The organism is Pseudomonas sp. Van50 (assembly GCF_055390755.1).
This window is the reverse complement of sequence record NZ_AP024343.1, coordinates 1,108,527-1,126,775: the sequence shown is the minus strand read 5'-3', so window position 1 is coordinate 1,126,775 and position 18,249 is coordinate 1,108,527. Positions and strand designations below refer to the sequence as shown.

General features: G+C 62.3%; 12 protein-coding genes and 2 pseudogenes. 11 read left to right on the top strand and 3 right to left on the bottom strand.

From position 1 onward, the window contains the following. The first annotated feature begins 28 nt into the window (after positions 1-28). The 5 genes from ACZ5M5_RS04770 to ACZ5M5_RS04750 all read left to right on the top strand — a co-directional run bounded on the left by ACZ5M5_RS04770 (position 29) and on the right by ACZ5M5_RS04750 (position 5,590). Positions 29-1,624 (top strand): ABC transporter substrate-binding protein, encoded by a 1,596-nt coding sequence (locus tag ACZ5M5_RS04770; protein ID WP_060739190.1) that lies wholly within the window; start codon positions 29-31, stop codon positions 1,622-1,624. A 74-nt stretch (positions 1,625-1,698) separates the two neighbouring features. Beyond that, complete coding sequence (locus tag ACZ5M5_RS04765; protein ID WP_030139822.1) at positions 1,699-2,709, top strand: ABC transporter permease subunit; 1,011 nt, start codon at positions 1,699-1,701, stop codon at positions 2,707-2,709. A 10-nt stretch (positions 2,710-2,719) separates the two neighbouring features. Beyond that, positions 2,720-3,631, top strand: a complete 912-nt coding sequence (locus ACZ5M5_RS04760; protein ID WP_060739191.1) for an ABC transporter permease subunit — start codon at positions 2,720-2,722, stop codon at positions 3,629-3,631. 10 nt (positions 3,632-3,641) lie between these two features. Beyond that, positions 3,642-4,610, top strand: a complete 969-nt coding sequence (locus ACZ5M5_RS04755; protein ID WP_060739192.1) for an ABC transporter ATP-binding protein — start codon at positions 3,642-3,644, stop codon at positions 4,608-4,610. Continuing rightward, positions 4,610-5,590, top strand: a complete 981-nt coding sequence (locus ACZ5M5_RS04750) for a peptide ABC transporter ATP-binding protein (protein ID WP_060739193.1) — start codon at positions 4,610-4,612, stop codon at positions 5,588-5,590. Before ACZ5M5_RS04755 ends, ACZ5M5_RS04750 begins: the two co-directional genes overlap by 1 nt. 200 nt (positions 5,591-5,790) lie before the next feature. On the opposite strand, the gene ACZ5M5_RS04745 is transcribed toward ACZ5M5_RS04750, so the two are convergent. Continuing rightward, positions 5,791-6,063, bottom strand: coding sequence for a hypothetical protein (locus ACZ5M5_RS04745; RefSeq protein WP_060739194.1), 273 nt, complete (start codon positions 6,061-6,063; stop codon positions 5,791-5,793). Between the two features lie 416 nt (positions 6,064-6,479). Beyond that, the gene (locus ACZ5M5_RS04740; protein ID WP_060739195.1) at positions 6,480-8,063 is read right to left on the bottom strand and encodes a peptide chain release factor 3; all 1,584 of its coding nucleotides are present in this window, start codon (positions 8,061-8,063) and stop codon (positions 6,480-6,482) included. Between the two features lie 331 nt (positions 8,064-8,394). On the opposite strand from ACZ5M5_RS04740, the gene ACZ5M5_RS04735 reads away from it, so the two are divergent. From ACZ5M5_RS04735 to ACZ5M5_RS04710, 6 genes and pseudogenes are all read left to right on the top strand, one after another. Next, on the top strand, positions 8,395-9,111 hold the full coding sequence (locus ACZ5M5_RS04735; protein ID WP_060739196.1) for an ABC transporter permease: 717 nt from the start codon (positions 8,395-8,397) through the stop codon (positions 9,109-9,111). Positions 9,112-9,136: 25 nt separating this feature from the next. Further along, entirely contained in the window at positions 9,137-10,039 is a 903-nt protein-coding gene (locus ACZ5M5_RS04730) for a glycine betaine ABC transporter substrate-binding protein (RefSeq protein WP_060739197.1), read from the top strand. A 15-nt stretch (positions 10,040-10,054) separates the two neighbouring features. Beyond that, entirely contained in the window at positions 10,055-10,708 is a 654-nt protein-coding gene (locus ACZ5M5_RS04725; RefSeq protein ID WP_060739198.1) for an ABC transporter permease, read from the top strand. Beyond that, positions 10,705-11,861 (top strand): annotated as a pseudogene (locus tag ACZ5M5_RS04720) (osmoprotectant ABC transporter ATP-binding protein OsmV). Before ACZ5M5_RS04725 ends, ACZ5M5_RS04720 begins: the two are co-directional and overlap by 4 nt. Positions 11,862-12,362: 501 nt before the next feature. Then, on the top strand, positions 12,363-13,526 hold the full coding sequence (locus ACZ5M5_RS04715; protein ID WP_060739200.1) for a type III PLP-dependent enzyme: 1,164 nt from the start codon (positions 12,363-12,365) through the stop codon (positions 13,524-13,526). Positions 13,527-13,857: 331 nt separating this feature from the next. Continuing rightward, positions 13,858-16,383, top strand: coding sequence for a PepSY domain-containing protein (locus ACZ5M5_RS04710; protein ID WP_177431693.1), 2,526 nt, complete (start codon positions 13,858-13,860; stop codon positions 16,381-16,383). 134 nt (positions 16,384-16,517) lie between these two features. On the opposite strand, the pseudogene ACZ5M5_RS04705 reads toward ACZ5M5_RS04710, so the two are convergent. Continuing rightward, positions 16,518-18,058 (bottom strand): annotated as a pseudogene (locus tag ACZ5M5_RS04705) (alkaline phosphatase D family protein). Positions 18,059-18,249: the final 191 nt, after the last annotated feature.

The window sequence follows — 18,249 nt, the reverse complement described above, 5'->3', positions numbered from 1 at the left end:
CCATTGACCCGATTGCAGAGGATTGACGATGAACATGATTCCCCTACGCGCCGCCATCGCCGCCGCATTGCTGAGCGTCGCCGTTGGCGCCACCGCCAAACCCCTGGTGGTTTGCACAGAAGCCAGCCCGGAAGGCTTCGACATGGTCCAGTACACGACTGCAGTCACTGCCGACGCCGTGGCGGAAACCATTTTCAATCGCCTGGCCGATTTCAAGCCCGGCACCACCGAGGTGATTCCGGCCTTGGCCGAATCCTGGGACATCAGTGACGATGGCCTGACGTACACCTTCCACTTGCGCAAGGGCGTCAAGTTCCACACCACCGAATACTTCAAGCCGACCCGCGACATGAACGCCGACGACGTGGTCTGGAGCTTCCAGCGCCAGCTGGACCCGAACCACCCATGGCACAAACTGTCGAGCGTGGGCTTCCCCTACTTTGAAAGCATGGGCTTCAAGGAACTGCTCAAAAGCGTCGAGAAAGTCGACGAGCACACGGTCAAGTTCAGCCTGACCCGCCGCGAAGCGCCCTTTCTGGCCGACATCGCCATGGCCTTCTCCTCGATCTACCCGGCCGAATACGCCGACCAGTTGCTCAAGGCCAATAAGGCCGGCGATCTCAACAGCAAACCAGTGGGCACCGGGCCGTTCGTCTTCCAGCGCTACAACAAGGACGCCCAGGTTCGCTTCAAGGCCAACCCGGACTACTTCCGTGGCAAGCCACCGGCCGATGCGCTGGTATTGGCCATCGCCACCGACAACAACGTGCGCATGCAGAAGCTCAAGACCAACGAGTGCCAGATCGCGCTGTACCCCAAACCCGATGACATCCCCAGCATCAAGAAAGACCCGAACCTGAAGGTCGCTGAACTGGACGCGATGACGGTTTCCTACACGGCCCTGAACACCAGCCACAAATACATGAGCGACGTGCGGGTGCGCAAAGCCATCGACCTGGCCTTCGACAAGGAAGCCTACGTCAACGCGCTGTTCGGCAAGGGTAACGCCACCGTGGCGGTCAACCCGTACCCGCCAACCCTGCTGGGCTTCAACCACGACCTGAAGAACCCGCCCCGCAACCTCGACAAGGCCCGCGAGCTGCTCAAGGAAGCCGGCGTGCCGGAAGGCACCGTGTTCACCCTGTTCACCCGCAACGGCGGCGGCCCGACCAACCCCAACCCGATGCTCGGCGCGCAGATGATGCAGGCGGACCTGGCGAAGGTCGGGATCAAGGTCGACATCCGCGTGATGGAATGGGGCGAAATGCTCAAGCGCGCGAAAAACGGCGAGCACGACATGGTCTCCGCCGGATGGGCGGGTGATAACGGCGACCCGGATAACTTCCTGACGCCTATGCTCAGTTGCGAGGCGGCCAAGAACGGCGAAAACTACGCGCGCTGGTGCAACGAGAAATTCCAGGCACTGATCGACCAGGCTCGCGCCACAGTGAACCCCGAGGAGCGTATCAAGCTCTATGAGCAGGCCCAGGTGCTTTTCAACCAGGACCTGCCTTGGATCAGCATGGCCCACACCCGCATGTTCACGGCCATGCGCAACAACGTAGAGGGTTATGTGATTAGCCCGCTCACCACCAACAACTTCGCCACCACCCAGGTGAAGTAGATAAGAAGACGCCCGGCAACCCTAACCCAGGGATTGCCGGGCACGCCTAACCGGCTGATGAGGTACACCTGAAGATGTTTAGTTTTATTGCCCGCCGACTGGGATTATTGATCCCCACGTTCTTCGGCATCACCTTGCTGACCTTCGCGTTGATTCGCATGATCCCCGGCGACCCCGTGGAAGTGATGATGGGCGAACGTCGGGTCGATCCCGAAATGCATGCACAGGCAATGGAACGCCTTGGCCTCAATAAACCGCTGTATGCCCAGTACCTGGACTACATCGGCAAACTGGCCCACGGCGACCTCGGCGAATCGCTGCGTACCCGTGAAAGCGTATGGACCGAGTTCAGCTCCCTGTTTCCCGCGACCCTGGAACTGTCCATGGCCGCCCTGTTGTTCGCCGGTATCCTGGGCCTGCTGGCCGGGGTGATCGCGGCACTCAAGCGAGGATCCCTGTTCGACCATGGGGTGATGGGCATCTCCCTGGCGGGGTATTCGATGCCGATCTTCTGGTGGGGCCTGATCCTGATCATGTTCTTCTCGGTGTCCCTGGGCTGGACGCCGGTGTCGGGGCGGATCGACCTGCTCTACGACATCGAGCCGAAAACCGGCTTCATGCTGATCGACACGCTGTTGGCCGACGAGCCAGGCGCGTTCCTCGATGCCCTGCACCACCTGATCCTGCCGGCCATCGTGCTGGGCACCATTCCGCTGGCGGTGATCGCCCGCATGACCCGCTCTTCGATGCTCGAAGTGCTGCGTGAAGACTACATCCGCACCGCCAAGGCCAAGGGCCTGTCGCCGTCGCGCGTGGTGTTCGTGCATGGCCTGCGCAACGCACTGATCCCGGTGCTGACCGTGGTCGGCCTGCAAGTCGGCACGCTGCTGGCCGGTGCGGTCCTGACCGAAACGATCTTCTCCTGGCCGGGCATCGGCAAGTGGCTGATCGAAGCCATCGGCGCCCGGGACTACCCCGTGGTGCAGAACGGCATCCTGTTAATCGCCTGCCTGGTGATTCTGGTCAACTTCGTCGTGGACATCCTCTACGGCTTTGCCAACCCACGCATCCGTCACCAGCGCTGAGATCAAAACCATGAGTACTCCAACTACCGCGGTAGCAGTCGATCAAAGCCTGCTGTACCCGTCCCCGTACAAAGAATTCTGGCACGCGTTTTCCCGCAACAAGGGCGCCGTGGCCGGGCTGCTGTTCATGATCCTGGTGGTGTTCTGCGCGCTCTTCGCGCCATGGGTCGCGCCTCACGACCCGAGCGAGCAGTACCGCGACTTCCTGCTGACGCCGCCGGCGTGGCTTGAAGGCGGGCAGATCCAGTTCCTGCTGGGCACCGACGAACTGGGCCGCGATTTGCTGTCACGCCTGATCCAGGGTTCGCGCCTGTCGCTGCTGATCGGTTTGTCGTCGGTGGTGATGTCGCTGATCCCGGGCATCCTGCTGGGGCTGTTCGCCGGGTTCTTCCCGCGCATCCTCGGCCCGACCATCATGCGCCTGATGGACATCATGCTGGCCCTGCCTTCGCTGCTGCTGGCCGTGGCGATTGTCGCCATCCTCGGCCCAGGCCTGATCAACACCGTGATCGCCATCGCCATCGTCTCGCTGCCGTCCTACGTGCGCCTGACCCGCGCCGCCGTGATGGGCGAACTGAACCGTGACTACGTGACCGCCGCCCGCCTGGCCGGTGCCGGCCTGCCGCGCCTGATGTTCATCACCGTGCTGCCCAACTGCATGGCACCGCTGATCGTCCAGGCGACGCTGAGCTTTTCCTCGGCGATCCTCGACGCCGCCGCCCTGGGCTTCCTCGGCCTCGGCGTGCAACCGCCAACCCCGGAGTGGGGCACCATGCTGGCCTCGGCCCGGGACTACATCGAACGCGCCTGGTGGGTCGTGAGCCTGCCTGGCTTGACCATTTTGCTCAGCGTGCTGGCAATCAACCTGATGGGCGACGGTCTGCGCGATGCGCTGGACCCGAAACTCAAGAATGCCGCCTGAGGAGATTCCCATGTCACTGCTAGAAATCAAGAATCTCAACGTTCGCTTCGGCGACGCCACCGCCGTGCCAGTGGTCGATGGCCTGGACCTGAGCGTGGAAAAAGGCGAAGTCCTGGCGATCGTCGGCGAATCGGGCTCGGGTAAATCCGTGACCATGATGGCGCTGATGGGCCTGATCGAGCACCCCGGCATCGTCACCGCCGATGCGCTGAACTTCGACGGCAAGAACATGCTCAAGCTGAGCAACCGCCAGCGCCGGCAGATCGTCGGCAAAGACCTGGCGATGGTCTTCCAGGACCCGATGACCGCGCTCAACCCCAGCTACACCGTGGGTTTCCAGATCGAAGAAGTGTTGCGCCTGCACCTGAAGATGTCCGGCAAGGCCGCCCGCAAGCGCGCCATCGAACTGCTGGAAAAAGTCGAGATCCCGGGCGCTGCCAGCCGCATGGACGCCTACCCCCATCAGTTGTCCGGTGGCATGAGCCAGCGCGTGGCGATTGCCATGGCCATTGCCGGCGAGCCGAAGTTGCTGATCGCCGACGAACCGACCACCGCCCTCGACGTGACCATCCAGGCCCAGATCATGGACCTGCTGCTGGCCCTGCAAAAAGAACAGGACATGGGCCTGGTGCTGATCACCCATGACCTGGCCGTGGTGGCTGAAACCGCCCAGCGCGTGTGCGTGATGTACGCCGGCCAGGCCGTGGAAGTGGGCCAGGTGCCGCAACTGTTCGACATTCCGGCCCACCCGTACAGCGAAGCGCTGCTGGCGGCGATTCCGGAGCACAGCATGGGCGCCGAGCGCCTGGCGACCCTGCCGGGCATCGTGCCCGGCCGCTACGACCGTCCGCAAGGCTGCCTGCTGTCGCCGCGCTGCCCGTACGTGCAGGACAACTGCCGGCAACAACGCCCGGCCCTCGATGCGAAATCCAACAGCCTCGCCCGCTGCTTCTACCCGTTGAACCAGGAGGTGGCGTGATGGCCGTCGTACTTACCGCCCGTGACCTGACCCGTCATTACGAAGTGTCCCGTGGCATGTTCAAGGGCCATGCGACCGTGCGCGCCCTCAACGGTGTGTCGTTCGAACTGGAAGCCGGCAAGACCCTGGCCGTGGTGGGTGAATCCGGTTGCGGCAAATCCACCCTGGCCCGGGCCCTGACGCTGATCGAAGAACCGTCCTCCGGCTCCTTGAAAATCGCCGGGCAGGAAGTGACCGGCGCCAACAAGGCCGAACGCAAGCAATTGCGCAAAGACGTGCAGATGGTGTTCCAGAGCCCCTATGCGTCCCTCAACCCGCGACAGAAAATCGGTGATCAGCTGGCCGAACCGTTGCTGATCAACACCAACCTGTCGGCCACCGAACGGCGGGAAAAAGTCCAGGCGATGATGAAGCAGGTGGGCTTGCGCCCCGAGCATTACCAGCGCTACCCGCACATGTTCTCCGGCGGCCAGCGCCAGCGCATCGCCCTGGCCCGTGCCATGATGCTGCAACCCAAGGTGCTGGTGGCGGACGAACCGACGTCGGCGCTGGACGTATCGATCCAGGCCCAAGTGCTCAACCTGTTCATGGACTTGCAGCAGGAGTTCAACACCGCCTACGTGTTCATTTCCCACAACCTGGCGGTGGTGCAACACGTGGCCGACGACGTGATGGTGATGTACCTCGGTCGCCCGGTGGAGATGGGCCCCAACGAGTCCATCTACAGCCGCCCGCTGCACCCGTACACCCAGGCGCTGCTGTCGGCCACGCCGACCATCCACCCGGACCCGAACAAGCCGAAGATCAAGATCGTCGGCGAGCTGCCCAACCCGCTCAACCCACCGTCCGGCTGCGCCTTCCACAAGCGCTGCCCGTACGCCACCGAACGTTGCAAGACCGAAGAACCGGCGCTTCGCCCGCTCGATAACCGGCTGGTGGCCTGTCACTACGCCGAGCGGTTCCTCGAAGGCGCGGCATAAGGCAAAAGGCAGATAGAGCACGTGTGGCGAGGGAGCTTGCTCCCGCTGGGCCGCGAAGCGGACCTTCCTTTTGGGCCTGCTGCGCAGTCCAGCGGGAGCAAGCTCCCTCGCCACGGGTGATGCATCAGGCTGAGTACATGAAAAACCCTCCGCCCGACGAAGCAACAGTCGGGCAGGAGGGTTTTTTATTGGCCTCGATTCTACGTCTGGCTATCGCCTTCGTCGGCATCGTCGCCCTCACCACCATCACCACTATCCCCGCCGTCGTCAGGATCCTGGTCGATGGGCGAGTCATCATCCTGATCACCCGACTCCTGTGTGGTGGTCGCGGCAAGCATCATCTCGCCTTGCGCCATTTGCCCATTCGACGCGTGCTGCTCATGCTCATCGCATTCGGCCCATACGGCGGTAGAGCCCAGGGACAGCATCACCAACACCTTCAGCAAAAACATCATGCGTAGCAGCTTGTTCATAGCCAACTCCTTCTTTTCCGGATGAAGCCGGGGCCTGACGGCGCTCAAGAAATCTAGTTCTGAACAGGCCGGTTCACCAGATAGGACGCTGCATAACAGCCAGAAATGCCGCTGCTCGACAGATTGGTTTCGAATAAGGGTTATCTCCAATCCAACTAACCGCCAAAACCCAGTGTGGGAGCGAGCTTGCTCGCGATGACGGCAACACATCCAACATCCAGGCAAGCTGACCCACCGCTATCGCGAGCAAGCTCGCACCCACAGGGGGTCATGAGTGATCGAGAGATTGAGGATTGGCACAAAACCAATGTGGGAGCGAGCTTGCTCGCGATGACGGCAGCACATCCCACATCCAGGCAAGCTGACCCACTGCTATCGCGAGCAAGCTCGCTCCCACAATGGGTCACTCTTGATGCTTAGTGATGCTCACGGGTCGCGCGGAATTTCACATCCGGCCAGCGCTCTTCCATCAGCGCCAGGTTGACCCGGGTCGGGGCCAGGTAGGTCAGGTGACCGCCGCCATCCAAGGCGAGGTTTTCCACAGCCTTGTTGGAGAATTCCTCGAGCTTTTTCTTGTCGCCGCATTCGACCCAACGGGCGGAGTACACGGTGATTGGCTCGTAGGAGCATTCAACCTTGTATTCCTCTTTCAAGCGGCTGGCGACCACATCGAACTGCAGCACACCGACGGCGCCGAGGATGATGTCGTTGCTGCGCTCCGGGAAGAACACCTGGGTGGCGCCCTCTTCGGCCAATTGCTGCAGGCCCTGGCGCAGTTGCTTGGACTTGAGCGGGTCCTTCAGGCGTACGCGGCGGAACAGTTCCGGGGCGAAGTGCGGGATGCCGGTGAAACCCAGGGCTTCGCCTTCGGTGAAGGTGTCGCCGATCTGGATGGTGCCGTGGTTGTGCAGGCCGATGATGTCACCGGCGAAGGCTTCTTCCAGTTGCTCGCGTTCCGAGGAGAAGAAGGTCAAGGCGTCGCCGATGCGCACGTCCTTGCCAGTGCGCACGTGGCGCATCTTCATGCCCTTGTCGTATTTGCCGGAGCAGATGCGCATGAAGGCGATACGGTCGCGGTGCTTGGGGTCCATGTTCGCCTGGATCTTGAACACGAAGCCCGAGAACTTCTCTTCCACCGGCTCCACGGTGCGCTCGTTGGCAACGCGCGGCAGCGGGCGCGGGGCCCAGTCCACCACGGCGTCGAGCACATGGTCCACGCCGAAGTTGCCCAGGGCCGTACCGAAGAACACCGGGGTCAGTTGGCCGTCGAGGAATTCCTGCTGGTTGAACTCGTGGCAGGCGCCCTGCACCAGCTCCAGTTGCTCGACGAAACGCTCGTATTCATCGCCCAAATGCGCGCGGGCCTCGTCGGAGTCGAGCTTCTCGATGATCTTCACCTCGGTGCGCTCGTGCCCGTGCCCGGCGGTGTAGACGATGATGTAGTCGTCGGCCAGGTGGTACACGCCCTTGAAGTCGCGGTAGCAACCGATCGGCCAGGTGATCGGCGCCGCCTTGATCTTCAGGACCGCTTCGATCTCGTCGAGCAGTTCGATCGGGTCGCGGATGTCGCGGTCGAGTTTGTTGATGAAACTGACGATCGGCGTGTCCCGCAGGCGGCAGACGTCCATCAGCGCGATGGTCCGTGGTTCGACGCCTTTACCGCCGTCGAGGACCATCAAGGCCGAGTCCACTGCCGTCAGGGTGCGGTAAGTGTCTTCGGAGAAGTCTTCGTGGCCCGGAGTATCGAGCAGGTTGATCATGTGATCGCGATACGGGAACTGCATGACCGACGTGGTAATGGAGATGCCCCGCTGCTTTTCCATTTCCATCCAGTCGGAGGTGGCATGGCGATCGGACTTGCGAGACTTCACCGTGCCGGCGACCGCAATCGCCTTGCCCATCAGCAAGAGCTTTTCGGTGATGGTGGTCTTACCGGCATCGGGGTGGGAAATAATGGCGAAAGTGCGGCGTTTCGCGACTTCGGCGGCCTGTTTGGTCATGGGAAATCGCCTGGCAGGTGATTCAAAAAAGGGCGGCGATTATAGCTCAACTTGTGCCAGGAACCGAACCGTTGAGCACATCCAGGGTGGCCAGATCATTCCTCGCATGGGAACCTTTTGCCGCGTGGAGGCGTCCACCCCCCTGATACGAGCAACCGTCAGGGGCTGAAAAATCAGCAAGTTAGCCTGACGAGGCTGCGCTCATGGCTCACTTCGACGGCCGTTTACCGACCTCGAAAAGAGCTGCTTCTCGCGAACGTTTTCCCGGCAACCAGTGATGGTTTGCCGCCCGGGAAAGCGTGCGCCGACTGAAAGACAAAGGAGTCCGCCTGTGGCTATCCGCTATGGCAAAGGGCTTATCGGGGGTGCGGTCGTCGTCGCGCTCCTGGCCCTGTTGATCCACTGGATCGGCATCGATACGATCCAACGCTACCGCGACGATCTGCTGTTTTACCTGCAAGCGCACCTGATGCTTGTATTGGCCTCCATGCTGGCGGCCCTCATTGTCGGCATCCCCGCTGGCATCGCCCTCAGCCGCCCCGGCCTGGTCGGGCGCGCCGAACGCTTCATGCAAGTGTTCAACATCGGCAATACGGTACCGCCCCTGGCCGTGCTGGCCATCGCCCTGGGCATCCTGGGCATCGGCAGCGGACCTGCCATCTTCGCCCTGTTCCTCGCCTCGCTGCTGCCCATCGTGCGCAACACCTATGAAGGCCTGAAGAATGTCCAGGGTTCCCTCAAGGAAGCCGCCGTCGGCATCGGCATGACCCCACGCCAGGTGCTGTGGAAAGTCGAGTTGCCCAACGCCGTGCCGATCATCGTCGGTGGCGTGCGCGTGGCCCTGGCGATCAACGTCGGCACCGCGCCCCTGGCGTTCCTGATCGGCGCCAACAGCCTCGGCAGCCTGATCTTCCCCGGCATCGCCTTGAACAACCAGCCGCAGCTGTTGCTCGGCGCAGCCTGCACCGCCCTGCTGGCGCTGCTGCTCGACGGCCTGGTGACACTGGCCAGCCGCCTCTGGCTGGAACGCGGTCTGCGACCGTCATAAGCCGGCTGGAAAAAGGAAATCGTTTATGAAGAAGTTGAGCTTGATACTGGGCTGTGTCCTGCTGTTCGCAGGGTTCGCCCAAGCCGCTGAAAAACCGCTGATCCGCCTCGGCGCCCGGGTATTCACCGAGCAGACACTGCTGGCGGAAATCACCGCGCAATACCTGCGCAGCAAAGGCTACGACGCGCAGATCACCGGCGGCCTGGGCAGCAACCTGGCCCGCAGCGCCCATGAAACCGGACAATTGGACCTGCTGTGGGAATACACCGGCGTGTCGCTGGTGGCCTACAACCACGTCACGGAAAAACTCGACAGCGCCCAGTCCTACGCCCGGGTGAAAGAACTCGACGCCAAAAAAGGCCTGGCCTGGCTGGCACCGTCGAAATTCAGCAACACCTACGCCTTGGCGCTGCCGGAAAAAGTCGCGCAGCAATATCCGCAAATCAATTCCATCAGCCAATTGAACACGGTGTTGCGGGCCGAAGCCGATGACAATCATCTGGTGGCCCTGGACACCGAGTTCGCCAACCGTTCCGACGGCCTGGCGGGCATGGTGGAGCAGTACGGCATGAACCTGACCCGCAAGAATATCCGGCAGATGGACGCGGGCCTGGTCTACACCGCCCTGCGCAACAGCCAGGTGTTCGCCGGTCTGGTGTACACCACCGACGGCCGGCTGAACGCGTTCAAGCTGAAGTTGCTGGAAGACGACAAGCATTACTTCCCCGACTACACCGCCGCGCCGGTGGTGCGCCAGGCGTTCCTCGACGCGCACCCGCAACTGGCCGCGCAACTCAAGCCCCTGGCCGAGTTGTTCGACGATGAAACCATGCGCCAGCTCAACGCCCGCGTGGACGTCAACCATGAAAGCCCCTCCGCCGTTGCCGCCGATTTCCTGCGCCAACATTCGCTGCTCTCAACCCAATGACCTGGAGGAAAAGCCATGGATTTTCTTGACGCCTTTTCCCATCTGGACTGGCCGCTGGTGCTGCACCTGACCTGGCAGCACATCACCCTGGTGGGCATCGCCGTGACCCTGGCGATTGTCGTCGGCGTGCCCCTGGGCATCTTCATGACCCGCTTCCCGGCGCTCGCCGGCCCCTTGCAGGCCAGCGCCACGGTGCTGCTGACGATTCCGTCGATTGCCCTGTTCGGCCTGTTGTTGCCGTTCTATTCCAAGTTCGGCCAGGGCCTGGGGCCGATGCCGGCGATCACCGCGGTGTTTCTCTATTCGTTGTTGCCGATCATGCGCAACACCTACCTGGCCTTGACCGGCGTCGAACCGGGCATCCGTGAAGCCGCCCGCGGTATCGGCATGACCTTCGCCCAGCGCCTGCGCATGGTCGAACTGCCCATCGCCGTGCCGGTGATCCTGGCCGGCGTGCGCACCGCCGTGGTCATGAACATCGGCGTCATGACCATCGCCGCCACCATCGGCGCCGGTGGCCTGGGCGTGCTCATCCTCGCTTCCATCAGCCGCAGCGACATGTCGATGCTGATCGTCGGCGCCGTGCTGGTCAGTCTCCTGGCCATCTTCGCCGACCTGCTTCTGCAATGGCTGCAACGCTCGCTGACCCCAAAAGGACTATTGAAATGATCGAACTTCAAAACCTCAGCAAAACCTTCAAGAGCAACGGCAAGGACGTCAAGGCCGTCGACTCGGTGAACCTGATCGTCAACGAAGGCGAGATCTGCGTGTTCCTCGGGCCGTCGGGCTGTGGCAAAAGCACCACGCTGAAGATGATCAATCGCCTGATCCCGCCCACCTCGGGCAAGGTATTGATCAACGGCGAAGACACCACCGACCTGGACGAAGTGACCTTGCGCCGCAACATCGGCTACGTGATCCAGCAGATCGGCCTGTTCCCGAACATGACCATCGAGGAAAACATCACCGTGGTCCCGCGCCTGCTGGGCTGGGACAAGCAGAAATGCCACGACCGTGCCCGCGAACTGATGAGCATGATCAAGCTCGAGCCCAAGCAGTACCTGCATCGCTACCCTCGCGAGCTGTCGGGCGGCCAGCAGCAACGGATCGGCGTGATCCGGGCCCTGGCGGCCGATGCGCCACTGTTGCTGATGGACGAACCGTTCGGCGCGGTGGACCCGATCAACCGCGAGATGATCCAGAACGAGTTCTTCGAGATGCAACGGGCGCTGAACAAGACCGTGATCATGGTCAGCCACGACATCGACGAAGCCATCAAGCTGGGGGACAAGATTGCGATCTTCCGCGCCGGCAAGCTGGTCCAGTGCGATCACCCGGACACGTTGCTGGCGCATCCGGCCGACGAGTTCGTCAGCAGCTTCGTCGGCCAGGACAGCACGCTCAAGCGCCTGTTGCTGGTCAAGGCCGAAGACGCCGCCGACAACGCGCCGTCGGTCAGCCCGGAAACGCCGGTGAATGAGGCGCTGGAGCTGATGGACGAACATGACCGTCGCTACGTGGTGGTGACCTGTGCCGAGAACAAGGCCCTGGGCTATGTGCGACGGCGCGACCTGTACCGCCAGACCGGCACGTGCGGACAATACCTGCGGGAATTCAACGCCACCGCGGCCTATGACGAGCACCTGCGGATCCTGCTGTCGCGCATGTACGAGTTCAACCGCTCGTGGCTGCCGGTGATGGACGCCGAGCGGGTGTTCCTCGGGGAAGTGACCCAGGAATCGATTGCCGAGTACCTGAGTTCCGGGAAATCCCGTGGGGCAAGACCAGCATCGTTTCGCCGGCGGAGATTGCGCAGGCCTGATCGCCCCAACGAACCCTGTGGGAGCCGAGCTTGCTCGCGATAGCGGTGGGTCAGTTGGCGGTAGTGCTGGCTGTGCCGCCGCTATCGCGAGCAAGCTCGGCTCCCACAGTTTCCGGGGCGGTCACCAAAATGGTGTCTCTGCCCGAAACGCCCCGATTATCCATCCAGCGGGAACATCAATCTGTCACGCAGGTCGGTTACATCATGAGCTGTCGCGGGCCGCACGACGGATGTGTGCAAAAACGCGACATTTTTAGTTGATCTCAGGCCCCTCACGCCCTAAAGTTCGCGCCGAACGTCCATGCTGGAAACGATCCATCCGGCTCAAGTACTGACGACGAGACAGCAAGGCCAAGGGAATCATGTATCCCATGGCCTTTTTGCTTTCGGCGACATGCCTTGGGAAGTAGGCGAACCAAAGTGGGGATACGGAGGACGTTCACGAGGGCTGCTTGCCCTCACACCCATTGATCCTGATGTTTGCCAGTAGGAGTCCCAAGTATGTCGATCCAGGTCGAAGATTATTTCGCGCGCGAAACTTTCCAGAAAATGAAAGCGTTCGCCGACAAGCAGGAAACCCCGTTCGTGGTGATCGACACCGCGATGATCTCCCAGGCCTATGACGACCTGCGCGCCGGTTTCGAATTCGCCAAGGTCTACTACGCCGTCAAGGCCAACCCGGCGGTGGAAATCATCGACCTGCTCAAGGACAAAGGCTCGAACTTCGACATCGCCTCGATCTACGAGCTGGATAAAGTCATGAGCCGTGGCGTGGGCCCGGACCAGATCAGCTACGGCAACACCATCAAGAAATCCCGCGACATTCGCTACTTCTACGAGAAGGGCGTGCGCCTGTACGCCACCGACTCCGAAGCCGACCTGCGCAACATCGCCAAGGCCGCGCCGGGTTCGAAGGTTTATGTGCGGATCCTCACCGAAGGCTCGACCACCGCTGACTGGCCGTTGTCGCGCAAGTTCGGCTGCCAGACCGACATGGCCATGGACCTGCTGATCCTGGCCCGCGACCTGGGCCTGGTGCCGTACGGCATTTCGTTCCACGTCGGCTCGCAACAGCGCGACATCAGCGTCTGGGACGCGGCCATCGCCAAGGTCAAGGTGATCTTCGAGCGTCTGAAGGAAGAAGACGGCATCGTCTTGAAGCTGATCAACATGGGTGGCGGCTTCCCGGCCAACTACATCACCCGCACCAACAGCCTGGACACCTACGCCGAGGAAATCATCCGCTTCCTCAAGGAAGACTTCGGCGACGACCTGCCGGAAATCATCCTGGAGCCGGGCCGTTCGTTGATCGCCAACGCCGGTATCCTGGTCAGCGAAGTGGTGTTGGTGGCGCGTAAGTCCCGTACCGCTGTCGAGCGTTGGGTGTACACGGATGTGGGCAAGTTCTCTGGCCTGATCGAAACCATGGACGAAGCCATCAAGTTCCCGATCTGGACCGAGAAGAAAGGCGAGATGGAAGAAGTGGTCATCGCCGGGCCGACCTGCGACAGCGCCGACATCATGTATGAAAACTACAAGTACGGTCTGCCGTTGAACCTGGCCATTGGCGATCGCCTGTACTGGTTGTCGACCGGGGCCTATACCACCAGCTATAGCGCGGTGGAGTTCAACGGCTTTCCGCCGCTGAAATCGTTTTACGTGTAATGCGTCCGGGCGCTTGAGCGTCCATCGTTCCAGCCCTGTCGCGTAATAGAAAACGGCGTTTTTCCAGAAATGGAAAGCGCCGTTTTTTTGTTTTTGCTCTCGATGAAACCGCGTTTTCCCTGTGGGAGCGAGCTTGCTCGCGATAACAGTGAATCAGCCAACAGTGATGTGGCTGACAGGCCGCTATCGCGAGCAAGCTCGCTCCCACAGGATTTTGTCGCTCACCTCATCACTGATCGGCACCTTTTAGGTGTGTTTATGAATGCTTCTCGATAACACACGGCATAATGCGCACCGTGATGAACAGTAATAGATGAACAAGGCGGGCGACGTGTTGAAGAAAACCCTGTTCCAGTTGCACTGGTTTTTCGGCATCAGTGCCGGGCTGGTCCTGGCGTTGATGGGCGTTACCGGGGCAGTGGTGTCGTTTCAGGATGAAATCCTGCGGGCCTTGAACCCGCAGGTGCTGACGGTCGAGAAGCAACCGGCCGGTGTGTTGCCGCCCGCCGAGTTGGTGGAGCAGATCGAAGCCGCCTCCGGCAAGACCGTCGCCCTGCTCTGGGTCGAGACCGACAGCGGCAACGCCGCGCGGGTGATCTTCGCGGCGCCGCCCGGGGAAAAACGTGATGCCATGCGCTATTTCGACCCCTACACCGCACAGTTCATGGGTGAGGTGACCGGCCAGGATTTCTTTGGCCTGATGCTCAGGCTGCACCGCGTCTTGACCCTGGATGACGTGGGCCGGCAAATCACCGGGGCCTGCACGCTGATCCTGGTGTTCTTCTGTCTGTCCGGGCTGTACCTGCGTTGGCCGCGCCAATGGAAAAGCTGGCGCGCCTGGCTGACCCTCGACTGGGGGAAAAAAGGTCGCAGCTTCAATTGGGACCTGCACTCGGTGGCGGGTACCTGGTGCCTGGTGTTCTATCTGCTGGCGGCACTGACCGGCCTGACCTGGTCCTACGACTGGTACAACAAAGGCGTGACCCGCCTGCTTTCCGACGCGCCGGAAGAGGAACGGGTGCGCAATCGTGGCCCGGCACCCAGCGGCCCACTGCCCGTGGCCGATTACCGGGCCATGTGGAGCAGCATCTACAGCGCCGCAGGCCCCGGCCTGTCCGCCTACAACGTGCGCATGCCGCCCGTGGCCGGGCAGCCGGCGACCGTGTTCTACCTGCTGAAAAACTCACCTCACGACCGGGCGCTGAACCAGCTCATCCTCGACCCGGCCACCGGCGTCATCAGCCGGCATAGCCGCTACAGCGACAAGAGCCTCAAGGCGCAGTTGCTGACCAGTGTCTATGCCCTGCATATCGGCAGCTACTTCGGCCTGGTCGGGCGGATCCTGGTGACCGTCGCCGCGCTGACCATGCCGCTGTTCTTCATCACCGGCTGGTTGCTGTACCTGGACCGCCGCCGCAAGAAACGCCAGGCCAGAAACGCCCGTCAGGCCCTGAGCGCCAACCCGACCGATGCGCCGGCCTGGCTGATCGGTTTCGCCAGCCAAAGCGGTTTCGCCGAGCGACTGGCCTGGCAGACTGCCGGCCAACTCCAGGCCGCCGGTTTGCCCGTGAAGGTCCAGCCATTGGCCGGTGTTAGCGAGCAGGACCTGAACATCGCCACCCACGCGCTGTTTGTGGTCAGCACCTTTGGCGACGGCGAAGGACCGGACAGTGCCCGCGGCTTCGAACGCAAGGTGCTGGGCCAGGCCTTGAGCCTGGAGCGCTTGCAGTATTCGGTGCTCGGCCTGGGCGACCGGCAATATGAACACTTCTGCGGTTTCGCCCGGCGCCTGCACGCCTGGCTGGCGGAACACGGCGGCAAGACCCTGTTCGCGCCGGTGGAAGTCGACAGCGGCGACCCTTACGCCCTGCGTCACTGGCAACAACAACTGGCCGAACTGACCGGGCAGGCGCCTGCCGACACCTGGCAGCCCCCCAGTTTTGAAAACTGGACCCTCAGCCAACGCACCCTGCTCAACCCCGACAGCAGCGGCTCGGGCGTGTACCTGCTGGGCCTCACCGCCCCCGGGCCGAGCAGTTGGCTGGCCGGTGACCTGGTGGAAATCCTGCCGCGCAATGACCTCTGGGCCATCGAGCATTTCCTCGATGGTCTCGGCCTGTCCGGCCAGGCGCGCGTGCAAGTCGACGGCCTGTCCCAGAGCCTCAATCAGGCCCTGGCGACCCGCCAGTTGCCGGAAAACCGCGCCCACCTGGTCGGCCTGCATGCCCAGGCGCTGGTGGAGGCACTGGCACCGCTGGCGATGCGCGAATACTCCATCGCCTCGATCCCGGCCGACGGCGTGCTGGAGCTGATCGTGCGCCAGGAACGTCACATCGACGGCAGCCTCGGCGTCGGCTCCGGCTGGCTGACCGAACACGCACCACTGGGCAGCGCCATCAGCCTGCGGCTGCGCCGCAACAGCAGCTTCCATCTGCCGCCCCAGGGCGTGCCGATGATCCTGCTGGGCAACGGCACCGGCCTGGCGGGCCTGCGCAGCCTGCTCAAGGCACGCGTCACCGAGGGCATGCAGCGCAACTGGCTGCTGTTTGGCGAGCGCAACCGCGAACACGATTTCCACTGCCGCGATGACTTGCAGGAATGGGTGACCTCCGGCGACCTGGAGCGCCTGGACCTGGCCTTCTCCCGGGATCAGAAGCAGAAAATCTACGTCCAGGACCGTCTGCTGGAGTCGGCCGCGCTGCTCAAGCAATGGGTGGCCGACGGCGCGGCGATCTATGTCTGCGGCAGCTTGCAGGGCATGGCATCCGGGGTCGATCACGTGCTCAACAACGTCCTGGGGCGCGAGGAAGTGGAGCGACTGATCGAGCAGGGGCGGTATCGGCGGGATGTCTACTGATCCTGACCGCAACATCAACCCTGTGGGAGCGGGCTTGCTCGCGATAGCGGATCTTCAGTCAACACTTCATTGACTGACACACTGCTATCGCGAGCAAGCTCGCTCCCACATTGGTTTTGTGGCGGACTTTAGATTCACACGGGCTGCAACTTCTTCTCGAACACCGCCACCCCTTCCAGATCCCGCAACACCACGCTCATCTCCCCGCTCGGCCCATCGATGTTCACCTCGCCAAAGAATTGATACCCGGCGAACGGCGAGGTGTTCTGGGCCGGGGGGCTTTCTGGAACACCACCTCCGGGCCGAAGGTCTTGTCCAGGGCGTTGGGCCCGAAGCTGCCGGCGTTCAATGGCCCGGCGACGAACTCCCAGAACGGTTCGAAATCCTGGAACGCGGCGTGTTCGGGGTGGTAGTGATGGGCGGCGCAATAGTGGACGTCGGCGGTGAGCCAGACGTAGTTGCGCACCTGATGCTTGCGCAGGTAACCCAGCAGTTCGGCGATCTCCAGTTCACGCCCCTGGGCCGCGCCCGGGTCACCGTTGGCGACCGCTTCCCAACGCGGCACGCCGGGGCTGACCTCGCCATCCGGCACACCCAGGCCAATGGGCATGTCGGCGGCGATGACTTTCCACTGGGCGCGGGATTGCTTCAACTCGCGCTTGAGCCAATTCAATTGCTCACGCCCCAGGAACGGTTTGGCCGCGCCGAGGTTGGCGTCGTTGGCTTCGCGGTAACTGCGCATGTCCAGCACGAACACATCCAGCAGCGGCCCGTAACCGAGCTTGCGGTAGATCCGCCCGCCGCCGTCGGCCTTTTGCCGGCGCATCGGTGCGTATTCCAGCCAGGCCTGTCGCGCGCGCCCCACCAGGCTGTGGATATCCTTGGTCTGGTAACGCTCGTCCAGTTGCTTGCCCGGCGACCAGTTGTTGACCACCTCATGGTCGTCCCACTGCCAGATCTGTGGCACTTCGGCATTGAAGCGGCGTACGTTTTCGTCCATCAGGTTGTAGCGATAGTTGCCGCGATACTCATCCAGGGTTTCGGCGACCTTGCTCTTGGCGTCGGTGGTGAGATTGCGCCAGATGCGCCCACCCTCGGCAGTGATTTGCGCCGGCACCGGGCCGTCGGCATAGATGGTGTCGCCGCTGTGGATAAAGAAATCCGGCAGGCGCAGGCGCATGGCTTCGTAGATGCGCATGCCGCCGATGTCCGGGTTGATCCCGAAACCCTGGCCAACGGTGTCGCCACTCCAGACAAAACGGATGTTGCGCTTGAACTGCGGCACGCTGCGCAGGTGGCCGAGCCAGGGTTCGCTGGCTACCCCGCTTTGGGCGTCTTCGAAATGCACACGGTAGAAAATCGCCTGGTCACGGGGCAGCCCGGTGAGTTCGACCCGGGCGGTGAAATCACTGCGGGCGTCGGCCATGGGCGAGACGAAGCGACGGGGGTTGGTGAACTTGCTGCGGGTGTCCCACTCCACCACCATTCGCGCCGGACGGTCGCTGCGGCTCCAGATCATCGCCCGGTCGCCCTGCAAGTCGCCAGACTGCACACCGTCGGTGAGTACCGGACGATCCTTGACCGAAGCCATCACCGCCGGCGCCAGCCCCGGCAACAATATCCCCGCCCCCACGGCTTGCATCACCCGACGACGGCCCAGGTCGAATTCGCTCATGGTGTTCTCCCTTGAAATGGGAAAACTTAAGCATGGCTGTGTGAAGTGGGTGTGACAGGAATTTCATGCACGCCCAAAACCACTGTGGGAGCGAGCTTGCTCGCGATGGCGGAGTGTCAGGCAACCCAGTTGTCGACTGATACACCGCTATCGCGAGCAAGCTCGCTCCCACAGAGGGATTTCATTGCTTC